At 68.2% G+C, this 21,934-nt stretch carries 24 protein-coding genes; 13 read left to right on the top strand and 11 right to left on the bottom strand.

Annotated features, from left to right (window positions below; genetic code table 11):
• The first annotated feature begins 68 nt into the window (after window positions 1-68).
• From ACLARN_RS21300 to ACLARN_RS21290, 3 genes are read left to right on the top strand one after another with little or no spacing between them, the layout of a single operon-like run.
• Window positions 69-1,052, top strand: a complete 984-nt coding sequence (locus ACLARN_RS21300; protein WP_409493198.1) for a Zn-ribbon domain-containing OB-fold protein — start codon at window positions 69-71, stop codon at window positions 1,050-1,052.
• A gap of 7 nt (window positions 1,053-1,059) precedes the next feature.
• Window positions 1,060-2,115 (top strand): thiolase domain-containing protein, encoded by a 1,056-nt coding sequence (locus ACLARN_RS21295; protein ID WP_409493197.1) that lies wholly within the window; start codon window positions 1,060-1,062, stop codon window positions 2,113-2,115.
• On the top strand, window positions 2,112-3,272 hold the full coding sequence (locus tag ACLARN_RS21290) for a thiolase domain-containing protein (RefSeq protein ID WP_409493196.1): 1,161 nt from the start codon (window positions 2,112-2,114) through the stop codon (window positions 3,270-3,272). The genes ACLARN_RS21295 and ACLARN_RS21290 overlap by 4 nt, the downstream gene beginning before the upstream one ends.
• On the opposite strand, the gene ACLARN_RS21285 is transcribed toward ACLARN_RS21290, so the two are convergent.
• The 3 genes from ACLARN_RS21285 to ACLARN_RS21275 are packed head-to-tail and all read right to left on the bottom strand — an operon-like array spanning window position 3,269 to window position 6,388.
• The gene (locus ACLARN_RS21285; protein WP_409493195.1) at window positions 3,269-4,291 is read right to left on the bottom strand and encodes a YhjD/YihY/BrkB family envelope integrity protein; all 1,023 of its coding nucleotides are present in this window, start codon (window positions 4,289-4,291) and stop codon (window positions 3,269-3,271) included. The two genes, ACLARN_RS21290 and ACLARN_RS21285, sit on opposite strands and share 4 nt — an antisense overlap.
• A 48-nt stretch (window positions 4,292-4,339) precedes the next feature.
• A complete protein-coding gene (locus tag ACLARN_RS21280; RefSeq protein WP_409493194.1) occupies window positions 4,340-5,128 on the bottom strand; it encodes a transglutaminase-like domain-containing protein in 789 nt (262 codons plus the stop codon).
• A gap of 33 nt (window positions 5,129-5,161) precedes the next feature.
• Complete coding sequence (locus ACLARN_RS21275) at window positions 5,162-6,388, bottom strand: cytochrome P450 (RefSeq protein ID WP_409493193.1); 1,227 nt, start codon at window positions 6,386-6,388, stop codon at window positions 5,162-5,164.
• A 243-nt stretch (window positions 6,389-6,631) separates the two neighbouring features.
• On the opposite strand from ACLARN_RS21275, the gene ACLARN_RS21270 reads away from it, so the two are divergent.
• Entirely contained in the window at window positions 6,632-7,795 is a 1,164-nt protein-coding gene (locus tag ACLARN_RS21270) for a steroid 3-ketoacyl-CoA thiolase (RefSeq protein ID WP_409493192.1), read from the top strand.
• Here ACLARN_RS21270 and ACLARN_RS21265 read toward each other — a convergent pair.
• Window positions 7,792-8,277: a pyridoxamine 5'-phosphate oxidase family protein gene (locus ACLARN_RS21265; RefSeq protein WP_409493191.1), complete on the bottom strand. Its 486-nt coding sequence runs from the start codon at window positions 8,275-8,277 to the stop codon at window positions 7,792-7,794. The genes ACLARN_RS21270 and ACLARN_RS21265 overlap by 4 nt on opposite strands.
• A gap of 40 nt (window positions 8,278-8,317) precedes the next feature.
• Complete coding sequence (locus ACLARN_RS21260; RefSeq protein ID WP_409493190.1) at window positions 8,318-9,163, bottom strand: SCO6745 family protein; 846 nt, start codon at window positions 9,161-9,163, stop codon at window positions 8,318-8,320.
• Between the two features lie 66 nt (window positions 9,164-9,229).
• Here ACLARN_RS21260 and ACLARN_RS21255 point away from each other — a divergent pair, with 66 nt between their 5' ends.
• Window positions 9,230-10,096: a GNAT family N-acetyltransferase gene (locus ACLARN_RS21255; protein ID WP_409493189.1), complete on the top strand. Its 867-nt coding sequence runs from the start codon at window positions 9,230-9,232 to the stop codon at window positions 10,094-10,096.
• Here ACLARN_RS21255 and ACLARN_RS21250 read toward each other — a convergent pair.
• Both ACLARN_RS21250 and ACLARN_RS21245 read right to left on the bottom strand, forming a co-directional pair.
• A complete protein-coding gene (locus ACLARN_RS21250) occupies window positions 10,093-10,998 on the bottom strand; it encodes an SDR family oxidoreductase (protein WP_409493188.1) in 906 nt (301 codons plus the stop codon). The genes ACLARN_RS21255 and ACLARN_RS21250 overlap by 4 nt on opposite strands.
• Complete coding sequence (locus ACLARN_RS21245) at window positions 10,995-11,792, bottom strand: SDR family oxidoreductase (protein ID WP_409493187.1); 798 nt, start codon at window positions 11,790-11,792, stop codon at window positions 10,995-10,997. The genes ACLARN_RS21250 and ACLARN_RS21245 overlap by 4 nt, the downstream gene beginning before the upstream one ends.
• An 89-nt stretch (window positions 11,793-11,881) precedes the next feature.
• Between ACLARN_RS21245 and ACLARN_RS21240 the strand changes: the two genes are divergently transcribed.
• From ACLARN_RS21240 to ACLARN_RS21220, 5 genes are read left to right on the top strand one after another with little or no spacing between them, the layout of a single operon-like run.
• Complete coding sequence (locus ACLARN_RS21240) at window positions 11,882-12,631, top strand: enoyl-CoA hydratase family protein (RefSeq protein ID WP_409493186.1); 750 nt, start codon at window positions 11,882-11,884, stop codon at window positions 12,629-12,631.
• Window positions 12,631-13,491 (top strand): CoA transferase subunit A, encoded by an 861-nt coding sequence (locus tag ACLARN_RS21235; RefSeq protein WP_409493185.1) that lies wholly within the window; start codon window positions 12,631-12,633, stop codon window positions 13,489-13,491. The genes ACLARN_RS21240 and ACLARN_RS21235 overlap by 1 nt, the downstream gene beginning before the upstream one ends.
• Entirely contained in the window at window positions 13,488-14,213 is a 726-nt protein-coding gene (locus tag ACLARN_RS21230; RefSeq protein WP_409493184.1) for a CoA-transferase subunit beta, read from the top strand. Before ACLARN_RS21235 ends, ACLARN_RS21230 begins: the two co-directional genes overlap by 4 nt.
• Window positions 14,210-15,256, top strand: a complete 1,047-nt coding sequence (locus ACLARN_RS21225; RefSeq protein WP_409493183.1) for an NAD(P)H-dependent flavin oxidoreductase — start codon at window positions 14,210-14,212, stop codon at window positions 15,254-15,256. Before ACLARN_RS21230 ends, ACLARN_RS21225 begins: the two co-directional genes overlap by 4 nt.
• Window positions 15,257-15,287: 31 nt before the next feature.
• Window positions 15,288-16,079 carry an alpha/beta fold hydrolase gene (locus ACLARN_RS21220; protein WP_409493182.1) on the top strand — a complete coding sequence of 264 codons (792 nt, stop codon included), beginning with the start codon at window positions 15,288-15,290 and terminating at the stop codon, window positions 16,077-16,079.
• A gap of 153 nt (window positions 16,080-16,232) precedes the next feature.
• On the opposite strand, the gene ACLARN_RS21215 is transcribed toward ACLARN_RS21220, so the two are convergent.
• From ACLARN_RS21215 to ACLARN_RS21200, 4 genes are all read right to left on the bottom strand, one after another.
• A complete protein-coding gene (locus ACLARN_RS21215; RefSeq protein WP_409493181.1) occupies window positions 16,233-16,790 on the bottom strand; it encodes a sugar O-acetyltransferase in 558 nt (185 codons plus the stop codon).
• Window positions 16,791-17,115: 325 nt separating this feature from the next.
• The gene (locus ACLARN_RS21210; RefSeq protein WP_409493180.1) at window positions 17,116-18,258 is read right to left on the bottom strand and encodes a DUF1996 domain-containing protein; all 1,143 of its coding nucleotides are present in this window, start codon (window positions 18,256-18,258) and stop codon (window positions 17,116-17,118) included.
• Window positions 18,259-18,463: 205 nt separating this feature from the next.
• Complete coding sequence (locus ACLARN_RS21205) at window positions 18,464-19,210, bottom strand: anti-sigma factor family protein (RefSeq protein WP_409493179.1); 747 nt, start codon at window positions 19,208-19,210, stop codon at window positions 18,464-18,466.
• On the bottom strand, window positions 19,207-19,758 hold the full coding sequence (locus ACLARN_RS21200; RefSeq protein ID WP_039919256.1) for a sigma-70 family RNA polymerase sigma factor: 552 nt from the start codon (window positions 19,756-19,758) through the stop codon (window positions 19,207-19,209). Before ACLARN_RS21200 ends, ACLARN_RS21205 begins: the two co-directional genes overlap by 4 nt.
• A gap of 259 nt (window positions 19,759-20,017) precedes the next feature.
• Here ACLARN_RS21200 and ACLARN_RS21195 point away from each other — a divergent pair, with 259 nt between their 5' ends.
• The 3 genes from ACLARN_RS21195 to ACLARN_RS21185 are packed head-to-tail and all read left to right on the top strand — an operon-like array spanning window position 20,018 to window position 21,930.
• Window positions 20,018-20,578, top strand: a complete 561-nt coding sequence (locus tag ACLARN_RS21195) for a hypothetical protein (RefSeq protein WP_409493178.1) — start codon at window positions 20,018-20,020, stop codon at window positions 20,576-20,578.
• A 10-nt stretch (window positions 20,579-20,588) separates the two neighbouring features.
• A complete protein-coding gene (locus ACLARN_RS21190; protein WP_409493177.1) occupies window positions 20,589-21,332 on the top strand; it encodes a DUF4142 domain-containing protein in 744 nt (247 codons plus the stop codon).
• Entirely contained in the window at window positions 21,325-21,930 is a 606-nt protein-coding gene (locus ACLARN_RS21185; RefSeq protein ID WP_409493176.1) for a ferric reductase-like transmembrane domain-containing protein, read from the top strand. The genes ACLARN_RS21190 and ACLARN_RS21185 overlap by 8 nt, the downstream gene beginning before the upstream one ends.
• The last annotated feature ends 4 nt before the right edge of the window (window positions 21,931-21,934 follow it).

The following is a 21,934-nucleotide window of genomic DNA, read 5'->3' as shown; positions in this document are numbered from 1 at the left end:
GGGCAACCGCCAGCAAGGCCGAGAAGGCCGATCTTGCCGGAATTTCGAGAACATGTTTCACTCAGGATGTGAGCGCACCCGAACTTCCGCTGTCGGCCCCGCTCAACGTGGGCTTCGACTACACCCGCTCGGTCGGCCCCGTGCTCGGCCGGTTCGTCAACGCCCTGCGCGAGCGCCGAGTCGAAGGCGTCCGCGGCAGCGACGGCCGTGTCCACGTGCCGCCGCTGGAATACGACCCCGTGACCGCCGAGGCGCTGTCCGAGTTCGTGCCGGTCGCCGCCGAGGGCGAGATCGTGTCCTGGGCCTGGATCGCCGAACCGCTCGACGGCCAGCCGCTGTCCCGGCCGTTCGCCTGGGCACTGATCAGGCTCGACGGCGCCGACACCTCGATCCTGCACGCCGTCGACGCGGGCACGCCGTCGAATGTCCACACTGGACAGCGCGTGCGGATCCGCTGGGCGGACGAGACGGTCGGTCACATCCGGGACATCGCGTACTTCGTCCCCGCCGACGGGCCCGACACCGAACTCACCGAGGCACCTCCCCCGATCGCGAAACGCGAGGAGGGCGCGCCCGTCAGCGTGGTGATCACGCCGATCCACCTGCGCTACGAGCATTCCGCGTCACCGGAGGAGAGCCGGTACCTGCGCGGCCTCGCCGAGGGGAAGCTGATCGGCCAGCGCTGCCCGTCCTGCGACAAGGTCTACATCCCGCCGCGCGGCGCCTGCCCGACCGACGGCGTCCCGACCACCGACGAGGTGGAACTGCCCGACACCGGCATCGTCACCACGTTCTGCATCGTGAACGTGCCGTTCCTCGGGCAGAAGATCAAACCGCCGTACGTGGCGGCGTACATCCTGCTCGACGGCGCGGACATCGCGTTCCTGCATCTGGTCCTCGGCTGCGACGCCGCCGACGTCCGGATGGGCATGCGCGTGCGCGCCGCCTGGAAACCGCGAGACGAATGGTGGACGTCGCTGGAGAACATCGGCCATTTCGAACCGACCGGCGAGCCCGACGCGCCGTACGAATCCTTCGCCCACCATCTGTGAGGACGCCGTGCCAGATGTAGCAGTAGTGGGCTTCGCGCAGGCCCCCAACGTCCGCAGTACCCCCGGCACCACCAATGGCGTGGAAATGCTGGTGCCGATCTTCTCCGAGGTCTTCGCGAAGACCGGTCTGTCCAAAGAGGACATCGAGTTCTGGTGCTCGGGTTCCTCGGACTACCTCGCCGGCCGGGCGTTCTCGTTCATCGCGGCCGTCGACGCCATCGGGGCCTTCCCTCCTATCCACGAGTCGCACGTCGAGATGGACGCCGCCTGGGCGTTGTACGAGGCATGGCTCAAGATCCGGATGGGCGAGGTCGAAACGGCGCTCGTCTACGGCTTCGGCAAGTCGTCGGCCGGGCAGTTGCGGCGGGTGCTGGCGCTGCAAATGGACCCGTACGTCGTCGCGCCGCTGTGGCCGGACTCGGTGAGCGTCGCCGGGATCCAGGCGAGGTTGGGGCTCGAAGCGGGACTGTGGTCCGAAAAGGACCTCACCGAAGTCGCCGCGCGCAGTCGTGCCGACGCCGCGTCGAATCCCGCCGCACAGGTCTCCGGAACGGTCGAGGTCGCCGAACTCCTCGACGCCCCGTACTTCGCGGATCCCTTGCGTGCCCACGACATCGCCCCGATCACCGACGGCGCCGCCGTCCTCGTGCTCGCCTCGGCCGAGCGGGCGGCCGACCTCGTCGACAGCCCCGCGGTGCTCACCGGGATCCAGCACCGGGTCGACTCCCCCGCGCTCGGCGTGCGGGATCTCACCCGGTCACCGTCCACAGTGGCCGCCGGGCGGGCGCTCGACCTCGACGGCGTCGAACTCGCCGAACTGCACGCGCCGTTCACCCACCAGGAACTGATCCTGCGCGACGCGCTGGGACTGGACGAGCGGGTGCGGATCAACCCCTCGGGCGGTGTGCTGACCGGCAACCCGATGTTCTCCGCGGGACTGGCACGCATCGGCGAGGCGGCGAGCCACATCCTCGACGGCAGCGCGCGCAAGACCCTCGCCCACGCGACCAGCGGCCCCGTCCTCCAGCAGAACCTGGTCGCGACCTTGGAGGTCCTCTCATGAAGCACCTCGCGGCCGTACTGGGAACCGGCCAGACCCACCACAAGGCCAAGCGCACCGACGTGTCCATGCCCGGATTGCTCCGGGAGGCCATCGACCGGGCGATGCTCGACGCGCAAACCGGCTGGGACGACATCGACGCCGTCGTCCTCGGCAAGGCGCCGGACCTGTTCGAGGGTGTCATGATGCCCGAACTGTTCCTCGCCGACGCGCTCGGCGCGACCGGGAAACCCTTGCTGCGCGTGCACACCGCGGGTTCTGTCGGCGGATCGACGGCACTCGTGGCGGCGTCGCTGGTGCAGGCCGGTGTGCACAAGCGGGTTCTCACCGTGGCCTTCGAGAAGCAGTCCGAGTCGAACGCGATGTGGGGCCTGTCGATCCTGCCGCCGTTCCAGATGCCGGTGGGCGCCGGTGCGGGCGGCTATTTCGCGCCGCACGTGCGCTCGTACATCCGGCGGTCCGGCGCGCCCGACCACATCGGCGCGATCGTGGCGGCCAAGGACCGGCGCAACGGCGCCCTGAATCCCTTCGCGCACTTGCGACAGGCCGACATCACCGTGGAGTCGGTGCAGGCGTCGCAGATGCTGTGGGATCCGATCCGTTACGACGAGACCTGCCCGTCGTCGGACGGCGCGTGCGCGATGGTGATCGGTGACGAGGCCGCGGGCGACGCCGTTCCCGGTGGTGCGGCGTGGATCCACGCGACCGCGATGCGCACCGAACCGACGACGTTCGCCGGCCGCGACCAGGTCAACCCGCAGGCCGGTCGGGACGCCGCCGCCGCGTTGTGGCGCGACGCGGGCATCACCGACCCACTGTCCGAAGTGGACACCGCGGAGATCTACGTGCCGTTCTCGTGGTTCGAGCCGATGTGGCTGGAGAACCTGGGATTCACCGAAGAAGGCCAGGGCTGGAAGCTCACCGAGGCGGGTGAGACCGCGCTTGGCGGACGGCTGCCGATCAACCCGTCCGGCGGCGTGCTGTCGTCCAACCCGATCGGCGCGTCCGGGATGCTCCGGTTCTCCGAAGCGGCCAAACAGGTGATGGGCCGGGCCGGGGACTACCAGGTCGACGGTGCGAGGGTCGCGCTCGGGCACGCGTACGGCGGCGGTTCGCAGTTCTTCTCGATGTGGGTGGTGGGCTCGGCCAAGCCGAGCTAGCTCCGGCGGCGCGGGCGGAGGCGTTGCGCGGCGAGGGTGGCGACCACTCCGGTCACCGCACCCACGAGCATCGGCTTGAGACCGTGTCGGTCGGGCTGCGCCACCACGGGCCGGACCACCACGGGAGGCGGCGGCCGGACCGGGTCCGGCGGCGCGTCCCGCGCGGTCGCCGTCCACGCGGTGACGAACACCAGCATCCTGGCCACCAGTGAGATGAAGAAGATCAGGCCGATGATCGAGCCGAACGCGACCCCGGTCGGCGAATCGCCGATCAACCGCAGGTAGATCCCACCGGCCTGCTTCAGCAGTTCGAAGCCCAGTGCCAGCGCGACCGCGCCGCGCATCGCGCTGCGGACGCCGACCGGTTTCCGCGGCAGCCGGGTGAGCACCCAGAGGAACACGAGCCAGTTGGCCAGCAGCGCCAAGGGAATCGAGATCGCCGACAGCACGTTGTGCCCCCAGGCGGTGTCGTCCACGCCGGCCAGCCCCAGCAGGTACCGGCCGAGCGCGGACCCGGAAATGGTGATCGCGAAGGAGACCAGCAGCGCGCTCGCGAGCCCGAGCAGCGCCAGCAGATCGGCGGCGATCGTGCGCAGCAGCGGGAGATCCGACCGGTTCTGGCCCCACAGCGCGGTGAGCGCGTCCCGCAGCGAGTTCATCCAGTTCCAGCCGGAGTACAACCCGATCACCAGACCGATGAGCCCGACGCTGGTGCGCTGGTCCACGAAGCGGGTGAGCAGATCCCCCGCCTGTTCACCGAGGCCGCCCGGCAGCGTGCCGGTGATCGCGTTCAGCATCGACTCGATCAGCTGCGGCTGGCTCGCCAGCACGAAGCCGGCCACCGACACCGCGACCATGAGGATGGGCACCAGCGAGAACAGGCTGAAGTAGGTGATCGACGCGACGTAGTGGTAACCGCCGTATTCGACATAGCGGTTCACCGCCCGCGCCAAATGGTCCAGCCAGCGGTAGCGGGCACGCAGCCGCTTCCATTTCGTCGGTGCTTGCTTCTCCCTCACACGCCAATGTCTACCTCAGCGAAGTCACGCTTCGCGCACAACACGCGATCAAGCGAGCGCGATCAGCTCCGTGCCGTCGTCCTCCGGCAGCGACGGGCCCGCCGTAGCCAGCACCGTGTTGCCGAGAAAGTCCAGCTCACAGCCGAGCGTCGAGAGGAACGCGGTGTCGGTGGCGTCCCGGCCGGTCGCGATCCGGCTCATGCTCTGCCTCGGCGCGAGACCGGTGGCGTCGAACACGTACCAGCGGCCGTCGATCGCGGCTTCGAACACCGCGTGGAAGTCCATTGGGGACAGTCCTGGCGCGTAGACCGCGGTGAACCGGGCGGGGATGTCGATCACGCGGCACAGCGAGATGCAGACGTGCGCGAAGTCGCGGCACACCCCTTCGCCCGCGAGATAGGTGTCGACGGCGTCGTCGGTCGGCGAACCGGAACCGACCACATAGGACAGGTGCTCGCCCACGTGCCGGACGATCGCCTCGACCTGGGTGCGCGCGCCGGGCAGGTCACCGAACCGCGCCAGCGCGAGCCCGCCCATCCGGTCCGAGGGGCAGTACCGGCTCGGCCGAGTGTAGCGGACGAGGTCGTCCATGGTGACCGGCTCCGCCTCGGCCTGTCCCAGGGTGCGCCCGGCCCGGTACCGCACGACGTGTTCGCCGAGCGGCAGGTCGAGGATCTGCGCCCGGGTCCCGTGTTCGAACGCGACCTGGCGCGGCGGCGCGGGATAGGCGAACTCCTCGTGGTCCGCCCCGCCGGCGAGCGCGACCACGAACGCGGCGGGGCCGGGTTTCGTGACCCGGAAGGACATTTCGACGTCGACCTGCACGTGGGGACCCATGGCCCCATGGTGCCTTACGGCGTTCGCGAGGGATCAGCCGTAGCGCACCTGGTAGTGCTTGATCCCGTTGAGCCAGCTCGACCGCAGCCGGTCCGGCTCGGAGACCTCGCTGATGTCCGGCATGACGTCGGCGATGGCGTTGAAGATCAGGTCGATCTCCAGTCGCGCGAGGTTGGCGCCGATGCAGTAGTGCGAGCCCGTGCCGCCGAAGCCGACGTGCGGGTTGTCCTCGCGGAGGATGTCGAACTTCTCCGGCTGGTCGAAGTGGTCCGGGTCGAAGTTCGCGGAGCTGTAGAACATCCCGACCCGGTCGCCCTTGCGGATCAGCTGCCCGCCGAGTTCGGTGTCGCGGGTCGCGGTGCGCTGGAAGGCGACCACCGGGGTGGCCCAGCGGACGATCTCGTCCGGCGCGGTCTTCGGCCGTTCCTTCTTGTAGAGCTCCCACTGATCGGGGTGGTCGAGGAACGCCTTCATGCCATGGGTGATCGCGTTGCGCGTCGTCTCGTTGCCCGCGACGGCCAGCAGGATGACGAAGAAGCCGAACTCGTCCGAAGCCAACGATTCACCGTCGACGTCCGCCTGAATCAGCTTCGTGACGATGTCGTCCATCGGGCATTTGCGGCGTTCCTCGGCCATGTTCCAGGCGTAGCCGACGATCTCGGCCGACGCGGCGAGCGGCTCTACCTCGTACTCGGGATCGTCGTAGGAGACCATCTGGTTGGACCAGTCGAAGAGCTTCATCCGGTCTTCTTGCGGGATGCCGATCAGTTCGGCGATGGCCTGCAAGGGAAGTTCGCACGCGACGTCGACGACGAAGTCACCGGAGCCCTTTTTCTTGGCCTCGCTGACGATCTTCTCCGCGCGGTCGCGCAGGGTGTCCTCGAGTTTCGCGATCGACCTCGGTGTGAAGCCCTTCGACACGATGCGCCGCAGCTTGGTGTGCTGTGGGGCGTCCATGTTGAGCAGGACCAGACGGTTCGCTTCGAGGCTGTCGTCGGTCATGCTCTCGTCGAAACGGATGATCGCGGTCTTCTCGCGCGAGGAGAACAGCTCGCTGTCCCTCGACACCGCCTTGACGTCCTCGAGCCGGCTGACGACCCAGTAGCCGTCATCGCGGAAGCCCGCGGTGTTGTGCGGCTGCGGGTTCCACCAGACCGGTGCCGTACGGCGGAGTTCGGCGAACTCCTCCAGAGGCAGTCTGGTGGCGTACAGATCCGGATCGGTGAAATCGAAACCGGCGGGGATCAGCGGAGCGGCCACGGGCTACCTCCTACGCGGTTCGCCAATGAAACACGTTCTAGAGCCGATTGAAGCATACGGCGTTTACCAAGTGAAGAGTTTTAGTGAAACCCGTTAACTCGACCCGAGGGGATCATGACACCCCAGCGAGAAGCAGGAACGGCGACCAGTGATCAAAATCCAGTCAACCCTGGAGCGACTTGCTCAAATCAAGAACGTGTTCTACTTTTCCGGTAGTGAACAGTGTTTCCCCAGGAGGCGAACGTGGGTAGTCCGGTGATCGTCGAGGCGGTCCGCACCCCAATCGGCAAGCGCAGGGGCCACTTGGCCGGGCTGCACGCCGCCGAAATCCTCGGCGCGGCGCAGCGCGCCCTGCTCGAACGCGCGGGACTGGATCCCGCGCTGGTCGAGCAGGCGATCGGCGGTGCCGTGACCCAGGCCGGCGAGCAGGCGGGCAACGTCACGCGGACGGCGTGGCTGCACGCCGGACTCCCCGAGACCACCGGCGCGACCACCATCGACGCCCAATGCGGCTCGGCGCAGCAGGCCACCCACCTGATCGCCGGGCTCATCGCGGCCGGGGCGATCGACGTCGGCGTCTCGTGCGGCGTCGAGGCGATGAGCCGGGTACCGCTGGGCGCGAACCGCGGCGAAGGCATCGGCACGCCACGACCGGAGTCATGGTCGATCGACATGCCGAACCAGTACGGCGCGGCCGAGCGGATCGCGGAACGCCGCGGGATCACCCGCCAGGACGTCGACCGGTTCGGGACCGCGTCGCAGGCCAAGGCCGCCGCCGCGTGGGCGGCCGGACACTTCGACCGCGAGGTCGTCGCGGTGAAGGCACCCGTGCTCGGCGAAGACGGCACACCGACCGGCGAGACGCGGCTGGTGACCCGCGATCAGGGCCTGCGCGAGACGACCGTCGAAGGCCTCGCCAAACTCAAGCCCGTCCTCGAAGGCGGCGTGCACACGGCGGGGACGTCGTCGCAGATCTCCGACGGCGCGGCCGCGCTGCTCCTGATGGACTCCGACCGGGCCAAGGCACTGGGCCTCAGGCCACGGGCACGGATCGTCTCGCAGGCACTGGTCGGCGCGGAGCCGTACTACCACCTCGACGGGCCCGTGCAAGCGACCGAACGGGTCCTGGCCAAAGCGGGCATGGCGATCGGCGACCTCGACCTCTTCGAAATCAACGAGGCCTTCGCTTCAGTTGTGTTGTCGTGGCAACGGGTGCACCAGCCCGACGAGGACAAGGTCAACGTGAACGGTGGCGCGATCGCGCTCGGACATCCCGTCGGCAGCACCGGCGCGCGATTGCTGACCACGGCACTGCACGAACTGGAACGCCTCGACGGCGGTACCGCTCTCGTGACGATGTGCGCCGGTGGCGCGCTTTCCACCGGCACCATCATCGAGCGGATCTAACCCAGCGCGACCTCGACCACCGGACCGTTGTCCGGCCTCGCGAGCCGTTTGCTCCCTTGGCCCTCCTTCCAGATCTCGACCATCAGGGAATTGCCTTCGACCCAGGTCAGCACCACCTCGGACAGGTCGAGGCGGAACACATGGGCCGGTTCGTCGTTGCCTTGCAGGCGGGCGACCTCCGCCGGATCGGTGATCTCGACGGCCTTGCCCGCGACCTTCGCGTCCGCGCCGCCCTCGTCGATCGCCGAGGCGGCGTGGATCGCGAACCTGCCGTCACGTCGCAGGTCTTTCGCCTTCACCGCGTTGATCATCGAACCGATCAACAGGTCCTGTTCACGGAAATCGACCTCACTGCCACTGACCCTGGGCGAGCCGTCCCGGCGGACCGTCGCCAGCACATGCGACTTCTCCGCGGTGAACCGCTCTTTGATCTTCTCCGCCAGCGCGGGTGCCTCTTCACTGAACCGCTGCCACGTCGCCATACGGAACAGCGTCCCACCGGGGTCCGACAGTTTCGAGCGATCAGGGCCGCGGGGCCCCCATCGGGTTCGGCAGCGGGATCGCGCCGGCGTCGAAGATCCGGCGGCTCAACGGGACGGCGATCCGCTCGACCTCGGCGGCGCCGCCGGTACCGAGTGCTTCGAGAGGACCGGTGGCGAGGCGGTCGGTCTCGTCCTCGATCCGTTGGCGCAGCGCGATTCCCGCCTCGGTGAGCTTCAGCTCGCCGTCGAGGATGCCCCTGCCGGTCAACCGCCCGACACTCTCGTCCCAGTCGTCATCGGACCAGCCGCGGTTGATCTGGACGACCTCACGAGTGACCGCGCCGGTGCCGATATGCGTCAGCGTGGTGTCGAGGCCGCGCAGCCCGGCGGCGACCGCGGAGAGCACGTGACCGTCCCCGCGATGCTCACGCAACACCGTCGCCGCCAGCCAGACCCGGCCGGCCGCACTCGCGGGACGGTCGACCGAAGACCACGCGGCGGCGAGCGGCCTGGCCGCGAAGTCGCAGCCGGTGACGGCCTGTTCGAGCAGGTCGGCCAGCTCTTCGAATGGCGCGTCGGCGGGCAGGATCCGGCCCAGCGCGGCCTCGACGGCGTCCATCCGGCTCCGCAGCACGACCGCCGGTTCGGCGTATTTCCACGCGTCCGGCAGGGATCGCGCGACCATGCGTGGCGCGAACCCGAAGAGCATCGCGGTCACCGGCGGTTCCAGCAGTGGCCCGAGCGGCGCGACCCGACCGGCGAAATAGCCCATCCACCAACTCGGCAGTCCGACCGCCTTGGCCGCGGCCGCCGTTTCCGGCGCGAAGTAGACGACGGCGTGCAGCGGCTCGACCGCTTCCCAGAGACGGCGCTGAAGTGACATCACGCCTCCATCTTGGCCGCACCGAAAACCGGATGCGAACGGCACGAGTGGTGGTGTGTGATCACGGGTATGGCGATCATCGTGGAGAAGCCGGGAGTCGACGGCCTGATCGAGGCCGTGGACGCGCTCCGGGAGTGGCAACGTGAAGGCTCGCCGTGGCAGCTGCATCCCGGCGACCTGGGCTGGTTCTGGCAGTTCGGCGCGGAAGCGACGGCCGCGGCGGTCCGGATCTGGCGCCGGGACGGCCGGATTCTCGCCGTCGGGCTGCAGGACGGAGCCGATCTGCTGCGCATGACGACCGCTCCGGACGCTCGGCAGGACGAGGAACTGGCGAGGCGACTGGTCGAGGACGTGATCGAGCCGGAGCGAGGAGTGCTGCCGCCGGGGAAGGTGGCCATCGAGGCACCGAAGGACGCGCTGATCCAAGACTTGCTGCCCGCACGAGGCTGGCGCACCGACGAGCCGTGGACACCGCTGCACCGCGACCTCACCGAGCCGGTGAAGGCCCCGGACCTGCGGATCGAGGTGGTCGGGCCCGAGCAGGCGACGGTGCGGGCCGAGGTCCAGCGAGGGGCGTTCGACGGGTCGAAGTTCTCGGAAGAGCGCTGGCAGGCGATGGCTTCGGGCGTGCCGTACGCCGACGCCCGGTGTCTCGTCGCTTACGACGGCCACGACAACGCCGTGGCGACGGCGACGGTGTGGTCGGCCGGTCCGGGGAAGCCCGGGGTACTCGAACCGATGGGCGTGCACCGGGACCATCGCGGACACGGCTACGGCCGGGCGATCACCGTCGCCGCGGTGGCCGCGCTCCAGGAGCTCGGCTCGTCGAGCGCGGTCGTGGGCACGCCGAGTTCCAATGCCGCCGCCGTCGCCACTTATGAATCGGGTGGATTCCGGCGACTTCCCGAGGTCCGGGACCTGACCCGGGACGCCTAAGCGCCGTACACAGGTTCAGGGACAGGAGCATCGGCCAGCAACTCGGCGACGACGGGGCCGAGTTCGGCCGGTGCCCACCGGGATCCCTTGTCCCGCACCGTGCCGTGCCGCCAGCCTTGCGCGATCGAGACACGTCCGCCGTCGACCTCGAACACCCGCCCGGTCACCCCGGACGACTCCTCACTGCCGAGCCACACCACCAGCGGTGACACGTTTTCCGGTGCCATGGCGTCGAAACCGTCCTCCGGCGCGGCCATGTCGGCGGCGAACGCCTCTTCGGTCATCCGGGTCCTGGCGGCCGGGGCGATCGCGTTCACGGTGACGCCGTACCGCGCGAACTCGGTGGCCGCGACCAGGGTGAGGCCCAGGATCCCGGACTTCGCCGCCGCGTAGTTGCCCTGCCCGACACTGCCGAGCAGCCCGGCGCCGGAACTGGTGTTGATCACCCGCGCGGCCCGCGTCCGGCCGGCTTTCGCCTCCGTTCGCCAGTACTCGGCGGCGTGCCGCGTCGGCGCGAAATGCCCCTTGAGGTGGACGCGGATGACGGCGTCCCATTCGTCCTCGCCGAGGTTGACCAGCATCCGGTCGCGCAGGAATCCCGCGTTGTTGACCAGGACGTCCAGCCCGCCGAAGGTTTCGACGGCGGTCCGCACCAGCGCCGCGGCACCGTCCCAGGACGCGATGTCGTCGGTGTTCGCGACCGCCTTGCCGCCGAGCGCCTCGATCTCGTCGACGACGTCCTGTGCTGGCCCCGCCGAACCGCCGCTACCGTCGATCCCGGCGCCGAGGTCGTTCACCACCACCCGCGCGCCCTCGGCGGCGAACGCGAGCGCGTGCGCCCGTCCGATACCACGACCGGCTCCGGTCACCACCACGATCCGGCCGTCGGCGATCCCGCTCACACCGGCTCCTTTCGTTCTTTTGCCACGGAATTGGATGCGGCGAGGAAGGCAGGAACCTCTCCCCCGCCGTGCACGGTCAGGCAGGCACCGCTGACGTATGAGGCCAGCGGAGACGCCAGGAACACCGCGCAGGAACCGATTTCGTCCGGTTCGGCCAACCGTCCTAACGGGACTGTCGCGCCCACGGCGGCGATTCCGGCCTCGTCGCCGTAATGCAGGTGAGTGTGCTCCGTCTTGACCATGCCGACGTCGAGCGCGTTGACCCGCACCTTGGGCGCCCACTCCACGGCCAGCGTCGCGGTCAGATTGTCCAAACCCGCTTTCGCCGCACCGTAGGACGCCGTTCCCGGCGACGGTCTCGTCGCGCTGACACTGCTGATGTTCACGACGACGCCGCCGCTTTCCTGACGCTGCATGATCGCGTTCGCGGCGCGGGCGACGGTCAACGGCGCCAGCAGGTTCAGCGCGACGATCTTCTCGTGGAACCGCGGCGACGCGTCGGCCACCTCCGCGTACGGCGCGCCGCCCGCGTTGTTGACCACGACGTCGAGCCTGCCGTGGCGGCGGAGGATCTCCTCGAAGAGCGCGTCGACCTCTCCCGCGTCGCGGACGTCGCAGGAGATGAACGTCGACGATCTGTCCTCGAAGCAGACCGGCCGCTCGGGTTCGGTGCGGGCGCAGGTGACGACTTCGGCACCGGCGCGCAGAAATGTCCTGGTGACACCGGCGCCGACGCCACGTACCCCGCCGGTCACCAGCACCACGGCGCCGTCGAGCCGGAGCTCCAGTGCCATGCCGGGCCTCCTTCACATCGCTGTACCCGGGCCGGACGTCCTGCTAACGTACCAAGCAAGTGCTAGGTTTGGTAGCAGAAGGGTGCACGATGAGCGTTTCCACCCACTCGCCGGAGCCCGGCATCGCCGTGGTCACGGTCGACGCGCCCCCGGTGAACGCGCTGAACGTGAAGGGCTGGTTCGCCCTCGCCTCCGCGGTCACCGACGCCGGGCGCGATCCCTCGACCCACGTCGTGGTGCTGCGCGCGGAGGGCCGCGGGTTCAACGCGGGCGTCGACATCAAGGAGATCCAGCGCGATCCGGGATACGGCGCGCTGATCGGCGCGAACGAGGGCTGCGCGGCGGCGTTCTCCGCCGTGTACGACTGCGCGGTCCCGGTGATCGCCGCGGTGCAGGGTTTCTGTCTCGGCGGCGGGGTCGGCCTGGTCGGCAACGCGGACGTCGTGGTCGCCAGCGAGGACGCGACCTTCGGGCTCCCCGAGGTCGATCGCGGCGCGCTGGGCGCGGCGACGCATCTCGCGCGGCTGGTCCCCCAGCATCTGATGCGGGCGTTGTACTACACGGCTTCGACGATCACCGCGGCCCAGCTGCACCACCACGGTTCGGTCTACGCCGTGGTCTCGCGGGAAGAACTCGACGAGACCGCTCTCGGCTTGGCACGGCAGATCGCGGCGAAGGACACCCGCGTGATCCGCGCGGCGAAACAGGCCATCAACGGCATCGACGTCCAGCCCGTGCATCGCAGCTATCGCTTCGAGCAGGGATTCACCTTCGAACTCAACCTGGCAGGCGTCTCCGACGGCGCGCGTCAGGAGTTCTTGGACGGTAAGGGGAAGTGATGGCCGACAAGCGGATGACGCCGGACGAGATCGTCGGCGAACTCGAGGACGGCATGACGATCGGGATCGGCGGCTGGGGCTCCCGGCGCAAGCCGATGGCGCTGGTGCGCGCGATCCTGCGGTCGCCGGTCAAGGATCTCACCGTGGTCTCCTACGGCGGCCCGGACGTCGGGCTGCTGGCCTCGGCCGGCAAGCTCAAGCACCTCGTCTTCGGCTTCGTCACGCTGGACACGATCCCCTACGACCCGTGGTTCTCCCGGGCGCGGGAAGCCGGGACGATCACCGTCACCGAGTACGACGAAGGTGTTTTCGGTACCGGCCTTTCCGCTGCCGCGCAACGCCTTCCGTTCCTGCCGACCCGTGCGGGCCTCGGTTCGGGCGTCATGGACCTGAACCCGTCGTTGCGCACCGTCCGCTCCCCTTACGACGACGCCGAAGAGCTGCTGGCCGTGCCCGCGCTCGAACTCGACGTCGCCTTCGTCCACCTCAACCGCGCCGACGCCCGGGGCAACGCGCAGTACCTCGGGCCGGATCCGTACTTCGACGAACTGTTCGCGCTCGCCGCCGACAAGTGTTATGTGTCCACGGAAAAGATCGTGGAGACGGCCGAACTCGCCGACGCGGGGCCGGTACAAAGCCTGCTGCTGAGCCGGATGCTCGTCACCGGGGTCGCCGAAACACCGAACGGCGCGCATTTCACCACCGCCGCCCCGGACTACGAACGCGACGAACGCTTCCAGCGCCACTACGCCGAGTCCGCCAAGGATCTCGACGCATGGCCCGGATTCGTGGACCGGTTCCTGTCCGGAGACGAAGCGCAGTACCAAAAGGCCGTCGCCGAGTTCGGGGAGTCCGCATGAGTGACGCAACGCGCGCCGAGATCGCCGTCGTGGCCTGCGCCGAATTGTTCCGCGGCGACGGCGAAATCGTGGTGAGCCCCATGGGTTTCATCCCGTCGCTGGGTGCCCGGCTCGCCAGGCTGACCTTCGAGCCGGACATCCTGCTGTCCGACGGCGAGGCGTACCTGATGACGTCCGAAGCCGTCGTCGAAGGCTGGCAACCGTTCCGCAAAGTCCTCGACACCGTGGTACCGCGCGGAAAACGTCATGTGGTGATGGGCGCCAACCAGATCGACGGCGAGGGCAACCAGAACATCTCGACGATCGGCGAGCATTCCCAGCCGAAGAAGCAACTCCTCGGCGTGCGCGGCGGGCCGGGCAACACGGCCAACCACCGCACGAGCTACTGGGTTCCGCGGCACAGCAAGCGGGTCTTCGTCGACCAGGTCGATGTGGTGTCCGGCGTCGGTTACGCCAGGGCGCGCGAGGCCGGGCTGCGCTACCACGATGTCCACCGCGTCGTCACGAATCTCGGCGTCCTCGATTTCGGCGGCGAAGATCACGCGCCGCGACTGGTTTCCGTGCATCCGGGGGTTTCCGTGGACGAGGTCGTCGAGGCGACGTCGTTTCCGCTGATCACCGGCGACGTCACGGAGTCCCGGCTGCCGACCGAGCCCGAACTGCTGCTGATCCGGACCAGCCTTGATCCGAAAGCCAAGCGGGACAAGGAAGTCCCGTCGTGAAGACCGCGCTGACCGAACTGACCGGGATCCAGCACCCGGTGGTGCAGACCGGGATGGGCTGGGTCGCCGGGCCGCGGCTGGTGTCCGCGACCGCGGAAGCGGGCGGTCTCGGTATCCTCGCGTCCGCGACGATGAGCTACGACGAACTGGCGGCCGCGATCAAGGAGGTCAAGAGCCGCACGTCGCGACCGTTCGGCGTCAACCTCCGCGCGGACGCAGAAGACGCCACGCGCCGGGTCGAGTTGCTCATCAGCGAGGAAGTCCGGGTCGCTTCCTTCGCGCTCGCGCCGAAGAAGGACATGATCGCGCGACTGAAGGACAACGGCGTCCTCGTCGTCCCGTCGGTCGGCGCGGCCAGGCACGCGGAGAAGGTCGCGGGCTGGGGCGCCGACGCCGTCATCGTGCAAGGCGGCGAGGGTGGCGGGCACACCGGTGGCGTCGCGACGACGCTGTTGCTGCCCTCGGTGCTGGACGCCGTCGACATCCCGGTGGTCGCGGCGGGCGGCTTCTTCGACGGCCGAGGGCTGGCCGCGGCACTCGCGTACGGGGCGGCTGGAGTCGCCATGGGCACCCGGTTCCTCCTGACGAGGGAAAGCACCGTTCCCGACGAGATCAAGCAGGCCTACCTAGCCCGTGACCTCAACGGCACCGTCGTCACCCGCAAGGTGGACGGGATGCCGCACCGTGTCCTCCGGACGGAGCTGGTCGACGCGCTCGAGTCCGCCGGTCCGGTGAGCGGGCTCGCCAGGGCCGCCCGCAACGCCGCGAAGTTCCGGAAGCTGACCGGGCTGTCGTGGCGCTCGCTGGCCACCGAAGGAGTGCGGATGAAACGCGGCGGTGACCGGACGTGGTCCCAGGTCCTGATGGCCGCCAACACGCCGATGTTGCTGCGCGCCGGACTCGTCGAGGGCGATCGGAGCGCCGGGGTGCTGGCGTCCGGGCAGGTCGTCGGCCTGCTGGACGACCTGCCGGGAGTCGGCGAGCTGATCGAGACGATCGTGGCCGACGCCACCGGCATCCTGCGGCGGCTGGCCTCCGGATGAGCGGGCGGACGCGCTGTGCTTGACTTCGGCCATGATCTCGGAGAGTCGTTGTCCGGTCGAGGACGGTGAGCTGTACGTCCGCAGCACCGGCGAAGGGCCGCTTCTGCTCCTGATCGCCGGCGGGCTGGGTTCGGCCGACACCTTCCGGGCGATGACGAAGCTGCTCGCCGACGACCACACCGTCGTCACCTACGACCGGCGCGGTCACTTCCGCAGCACCGACACCAGCACCGGCCCGGTCAGCGTGCCGAAGCAGGCCGACGACGCCTACGCCGTCCTGCAGCACGTCGGCGGCGGGCCCGCGAGGGTGTTCGGGACCAGCGCGGGCGCCCTGATCGGCCTCGACCTCGTCGCCCGCCACCCGGACGCGGCGAGTGTGCTGGTCGCCCACGAACCACCCGCCGTCCAGCTGCTCCCGGACGCGCTCGGCTGGCTCGACGAGGCCAACGCGCAGGTCCGGCTCGCGCAGGCGGGCGACCTGATGGGGGCGTTCAAACGGTTCACCGACGGGATCGCCGGTGCCGCGCTGCCCGAACTGCGCGCGATCCGGCTGCCGAACGAGGAGGACTGGAAGCGGCTGTTCGGCCGCGAGCTGGCCGAAATCCTCGACTACCTTCCCGATCTGCGGGCGCTGCGGAAGGCGAGGGCCGAGATCTTCCCGGTCGCCGGCGTCGGCAGCCGGGGGCACTACCACTACCACCCCGCGAAGATCGTCGCGCTGGAACTGGGCCTGCCGTTCACCGAGATGCCGGGGGCGCATCTGGCGCCGCAACGGAATCCGGTCCAGTTCACCGAAGCGCTGCGGGACCTCCTCGAGTCGTGAGGACCGCGGTCCGGTCGGGACCCGCGGTCCACACCTTCCCCAGTACATGAAGGCCCCCTTCCTGTACATAGGCGCAAGGAAGGGGGCCTTCATGTACTTCAGGCCTTCGAGCACATCCGGCGCACGCGGATCACTCCGGTGACCGGATAGGTCTCAAAGCTCCCGGATGACGCGGGCCGGATTGCCCGCGGCGAACACCTTCGACGGCAGGTCCCGCGTGACGACACTGCCCGCGCCCACCACGACGTCGTCCCCGATGGTCACCCCGGCACACACGATGACGCCGCCGCCGAACCAGACGTTGTTCCCGATGGTGATCGGCGCGGCCGATTCCCAGCGCTGCCGCCGCAGTTCGTGGTCCTCCATCGGATGCAGCGCGGTGAGCAGCTGGCAGCGCGGGCCGATCGAGCAGTCCGAGCCGATCTTGATCGGGGCGCAGTCGAGCAGGATGGCGTCGTAGTTGAGGAAACTGTTGGCGCCGATCTCGATCAGATAGCCGTAGTCGCACTGGAACCGCGGCATGACCCAGGAACCCTCGCCGAGTTTTCCCAGCAGTTCACGAAGAATCGTGTCCCGCTCACCAGTCTCCTCGGCGCCCGTGACGTTGAACCGGTCGACGAGACCCTGTGCGCGTTTGCGGTCCGCGACCAGTTCGGGGTCGTTGTCCCGGTACAGCTCGCCGCGCAGCATGCGGTCCTTCTGCTCACCCATGCCGCCAACCTACCGAAAAGAGCCCTGCCGGTGAGCCGCCCTCTCGGGAAGCCGCCGGCAGGGCGGGTAAACGCTTGCGGAGCGTTCTTCAGTTGTGTCGATCGCTTTCCGAGTAGGGCCGGCCCGGCGGGTGGGTGAGGTGTAGGGGGGACCCGCCGGGCCGGAGTATTTTCCTCCTGTTCGCCGGTTCTCGCTTTCCGTTAAACCGCCTCGGCCATCGGAGTGAGCCGAGGACGACTACGACCCGGTTGTTTTCGGGGAATCTGTTTTCGGGGAATCACTGTTCCGAGTCAAACGATAAACCCGATCAGCCACTCTTGTCCACTCATTCGCGACATTTACGTCCCTCGTTGACGCAATCAACGAGTCGATTCATGATCTGATTCGACATCACGTTCGCGAAATCATCGTGGTCGGAGAAAGGATTGTGGTCTTCCTCCGGGAAGGAGTCCACTTTGTACTGACCGTTGACCTGGACGTCCCGGGGGATCTTGTAGGTCAGCGAGATGGTCAGTTCGGGAACGGCCGTCAGCCCGTTGGCGCACTCGCCGTTCTCGTTGGGATACTTGATGTGGTCCCGATGGTTCTCGCTGTCGATGTTGTTGCCGTCGAGACAGCTCGGGAAGGTGTGCACCCGCTTGACGTCACTGCCCCCGGGGCAGATCGGGTACCGCTTGATCACCCTGTTCTCGAAACCGGTACAGGTCCAGCTTTCCCGCGCGTTGGCGGGCCCGTTCGTGGTGACCTTCGCGTCACCGTAAAGGATACGGAGGAACTTCGGCATCTCCTTCACCTTCTCCTGGGCGTTGCCCTTGAAGGTGATGTCGACGACCGCGGGCCGCTGGATCTCGCCGTCGTTGCCGGCGAGTTCGTTGTCCGCGTTCGGCTCGTCCAGTTGAGCCTGGTCCTGCTCGTCGTTCTGGTTGTCGCCGTTGTTCTGGTCGTTGTCCTGGTTCTGCCGCTGGTTCCGGTCACCGTCACGATTCCGGTTCTGGTTGTTCTGCTGCTCTTCACCCTCCTCCTCGGTGTCGATCCGCACCACTGGCCAGAAGTACGTCGACTCGTCACCGTTGTCACAGGTGGTACCGGCGCCCAACAGGCTGTTGTTGTTCGAATCCGCGTTCGTGGAAAGGTTTCCGACGTAATCGTGCAGATGCTGGGCACCGTTGCGGATACCCGGCTGCGCGATGAAGTTGTCGGGGTTGAAGTGCCCGTTCTCGTTCTTGCCGCAGTCGACGGTGAACGAGCCCGTGGACGCGTTCTCACCCGGCTCCGGCTTGTCGACGTTCGGCCGCACCTTGGTGATGTCCACGAACTGCGACTTGTCCACCTCGTCCGCGGAAGCCTTGTCGGAGTCGCCGGTCGTGGTGGACACCACCAGTCCACCGACCGCGATCGACAGGCCCAGCAACGCGGTCGCGATCTTGGTCCTGCGGGCGATCCGATGGCGCCCTTGATTTCGTGCCATTGACTTGCTCACCTCATTCGTTTCCGGGCACCCGGAACAACCAGTCGTACCCAGGCATGAGCGACGCATTTGCCGAATTCGTGATGACCGAATTCGCGGCGAACCCTCTGTTCGCCCGCCGAGGGAGATCCGGCTAATGAGAGATACGGTTCCAGTCGGAAGCCGGTTCAAAACGCGACCCCGCCGTTATATTTCCGTTATAGAACTACCGGCGCACGATGGCCAGTACGGTGCCGTCCTGCTTGTGAACCTCGAAGCGTTCGATGTCGGCCTTCTGCAACGCCGTCGAACCGGTGATGACGAGGGGATCCGGGGAACCGGGGACGCCGTAGCCCTTGGACGGCACGCTCCAGTTGTTGACGACGTAGGCCTCTCCACCGTGGGAGTAGGCGAAAAGCTGGCAGGTCATCGGGCCGATGAGGCCGCGCAGTTCGAGTTCGACCGCGCTGCCCCACTCCTTCTCCTGGACCGTGACCTCGGCGGCGACCGCGTTGCCCGCTTCGGACCAGCCGAACGGGGCGGCGCCGCCGTCCGGGCCGGGCCCCCTGGACGGCGACGACGGCACCACCGACGTGACGACGGTGGGCGCGGCCTGCGTGATGACCGGTTCACGGTCAGTGAGCGAAAGAACGGTGAGCGGTCCACCGACGACGAGCACGAGTACGGCGGCGGCGACCGCGAGCCGGATGACCTTGCGCCGGCGGCCCGCCTTGGCGGCGTCGGCGAGCAGCATCCGCAGCACCCGCGGCCCCGGACCCTTCACAGGCGGGTCCGGCCAGCTCTTCTTGACCATGTCCAGGATGTCGGGCAGGTGGTACATCTCCACCAGTTCGACCTGGCATTCGGGGCACTCCAGCAGGTGCGCCTCGAACCTGGCGTGATCCTCCTCGCCGAGGACGCCGAGAACGTAGGCGGCGATATCCGTGTGCGGCGCTCCGGACACCTCGCTCACCCCCGCTCCTGCAACGCCCTGCGCAGCGCGCGCACAGCGTGATGGATCCGCGATTTCACTGTACCCGGCGGGACCCCGAGCGTCGCCGCGACCTCGTTCACGGTGCGGTCACGCAGGTAGGTCTGCTGGACGGCTTCACGTTGTTCCGGGGAAAGATTGCGCAGGGCCTCGTAAACGATCATGGCCGCGAGCGTCTTCTCCGATTCGTCCGGCACTCCGATCGAATCCGACTCGAGTTCCTCCACCTCTTGAGGGCGGGCGCTCCGGCTCCGCCAGCCGTCGATGACGATGCGCCTGGCCACGGTGAAGAGCCAGGCACGCAGCATTTCCGGCTGCCGGTCGAGTTTGCCGGCGTTGCGCCACGCCTTGATGAGCGTCTCCTGGACCACGTCCTCGGCCCACTGGCGATCGTGTCCGGTCAGTTTCAGCACGAACGCCATCAGGCTCGACCCGAACTCCTGGTACAACGCCCTGATGAGGTCGTCATGCCCGTTCGACACGGGTTCATGATCGACTATTGGCTGCAGTATCCGAGAGTGGCGTCCCACGCGGCACATCTTTGTGCGCTCAGGGGCGATAAGTCCAGTACCAAAACCGTTCTGTCCCGGTTCTGGCGCCCGTGAAAGTTTTTTGAACCGTTTCCGCTTCGTGACCGTATCCCCTACCGAAGACCCCCCGACCCGGCGCTGTCCCCCGCACCGCCGAATCCACTGTGGATCACAAGTGTCCACAGTGGACTTGAACCTGCCTGCACACCATCTCCCCGCGGCGATGGCGTTCTCCTCTGGCCCCGACAGGAGGATTTCCGTGAACCCCGTGTCACGCTCGGTCATACCTCTGACCCTCGCCTTGGCCACGGTCGCGTTGACCTCGGCCTGCACCACCGGTACCGCGGGACCGAACGGCTCTCCGGGCGCGGCCTCCGCCGCCGGCGCGGCGAAAATCCCCGGAATGCCCGACCCCGCCGCGGAAGCGGCCCCCGGTGTCACGGCGGCGATTCTGTTCGACCTCGGACCGATCGTCACCGACACCAACGGATTCACGCTTTACCGCTACGACAAGGACACGATCGACCCGCCCAGGTCGAATTGCGCCGAAACCTGCTCGCGGACCTGGATTCCCGCCAAGGCCGACGGCGACCTCGTGGTGACGGGGATCGACCGCGCCCTCGTCGGCACCGTGACCAGGGACGACGGCACGGACCAGGTCACGCTCGCGGGCTGGCCGCTGTACCGCAACGCGAAGGACGCGATGCCCGGCAACACCGGCGGACAGGGTGTCGACGACGCGTGGTTCCCGGTCAAGCCGGACGGCACGAAAGTGCTGCTCACCGCGGACACCTGGCAGGCCGATGACCTCGGCATCTGACCCCCCTGGTGTGCTCTCCCGCTTGTTCCTTGTCCTGCTGACGACGGCCGCGGTGACGCTGCTCGGCCCCGTTGGCGACGCGCACGCCCAAGAACTGTCCGCGGCGGACAAGAACCTGATCGTCAACGTCAAACTGGCCGGGTTGTGGGAAATGCCTGCCGGGATGTGGGCGCAGGAACGCGGAAAGAGCCAGCGGACCCGCGAAGTCGGCCGGACGCTGATGATCGACCACGGCAGGCTCGACACCGCGACGCACGCCATCGCCGACCGGTTCGGGATCGCACTGCCCAGTGAACCGTCGGACCAGCAGTCGGCGTGGCTCGGCGAGATGAAAGCCGCCCGAGACGACAGCGAGTTCGACCGCGTCTTCGCCAACCGGCTCCGGTACGCGCACGGGGTGCTGTTCCCCGTCATCGCCCAGGTCAGGGCCGGTACCCGCAACGACGTCGTGCGCGACTACGCCACCACGGCCAACCAGGCGGTGCTGCGGCATATGACCTTGCTGGAGAGCACCGGCGTCGTCGACCAGTCGCTGCTGCCGGAAGCGCCGGTGCCGCAGTCGAATTCGGCCAACGCCGCGATGGACGTCGGCTATGGCGACTTCGGCCTCGGCCTGCTGCTCGCGGTGGTGCTCGGTGGCGGGCTGTTCTTCGGCCTCCGGACCCTGCGCAGCAAGAACATCCGGACCCGCGACCGCGCGACCGCCGCCGAACCGGAACCGGTTCCCAGCGCCCCAGGAGAGATCAATGTATGACCAGTGGTCCGAGGTGGTGATCGTCCTGACCCAGAAGTCGGACACGGACCCCGGCATCAAGGGCATGGCGCAGACCTCCGCCCGGATCTCTTACGGCTTCATGTGCCTCACCCTGTGCTGGGGCGTGTTCACCGCGACCGGCTGGATCAAGTCGCTGACCGGGCGGAAGGCCCTGCGCAACTCGCATATGGTGCTCGGCATCCTGACACTGTCGTTCGGCGTCGTGCACGCGATGTCGTTCCTGTTCCTGCCCGACGGTTTCACCCTGGCGCAGGTCACGATCCCGCTCCTGCCGGGCACGCTGGCGCGGCACGAACTGGGCGTCATCGGGCTCGAGGTCATGATCGCCGTCGCGCTGACCGGCGGCATCAGCCGGTTCAGTTCCTACCGGCGCTTCCTGTGGATCCACCGGCTCGCCTATCCGGCGGTCGCGATCACGGCGCTGCACGCGTTCTTCGGTGCCATGGCCAACGGGCACCTCGGCCTCCTGTGGTTCGGCGGGATCACCCTGCTGGTCCCCGTCGTGGTGCTGACCGCGCTGCGGTTCATGCCGACCCGGTACCTGGAACGGCTTGGTCTGGTCGAGGAACTCGTCTGACGAG

It is taken from the genome of Amycolatopsis sp. cmx-11-12 (assembly GCF_046269425.1).
In the GTDB taxonomy this organism is placed as follows: Bacteria; Actinomycetota; Actinomycetes; order Mycobacteriales; family Pseudonocardiaceae; genus Amycolatopsis.
Note: the sequence above shows the minus strand (reverse complement) of the source record. Positions and strands in the feature narration are given on the sequence as shown.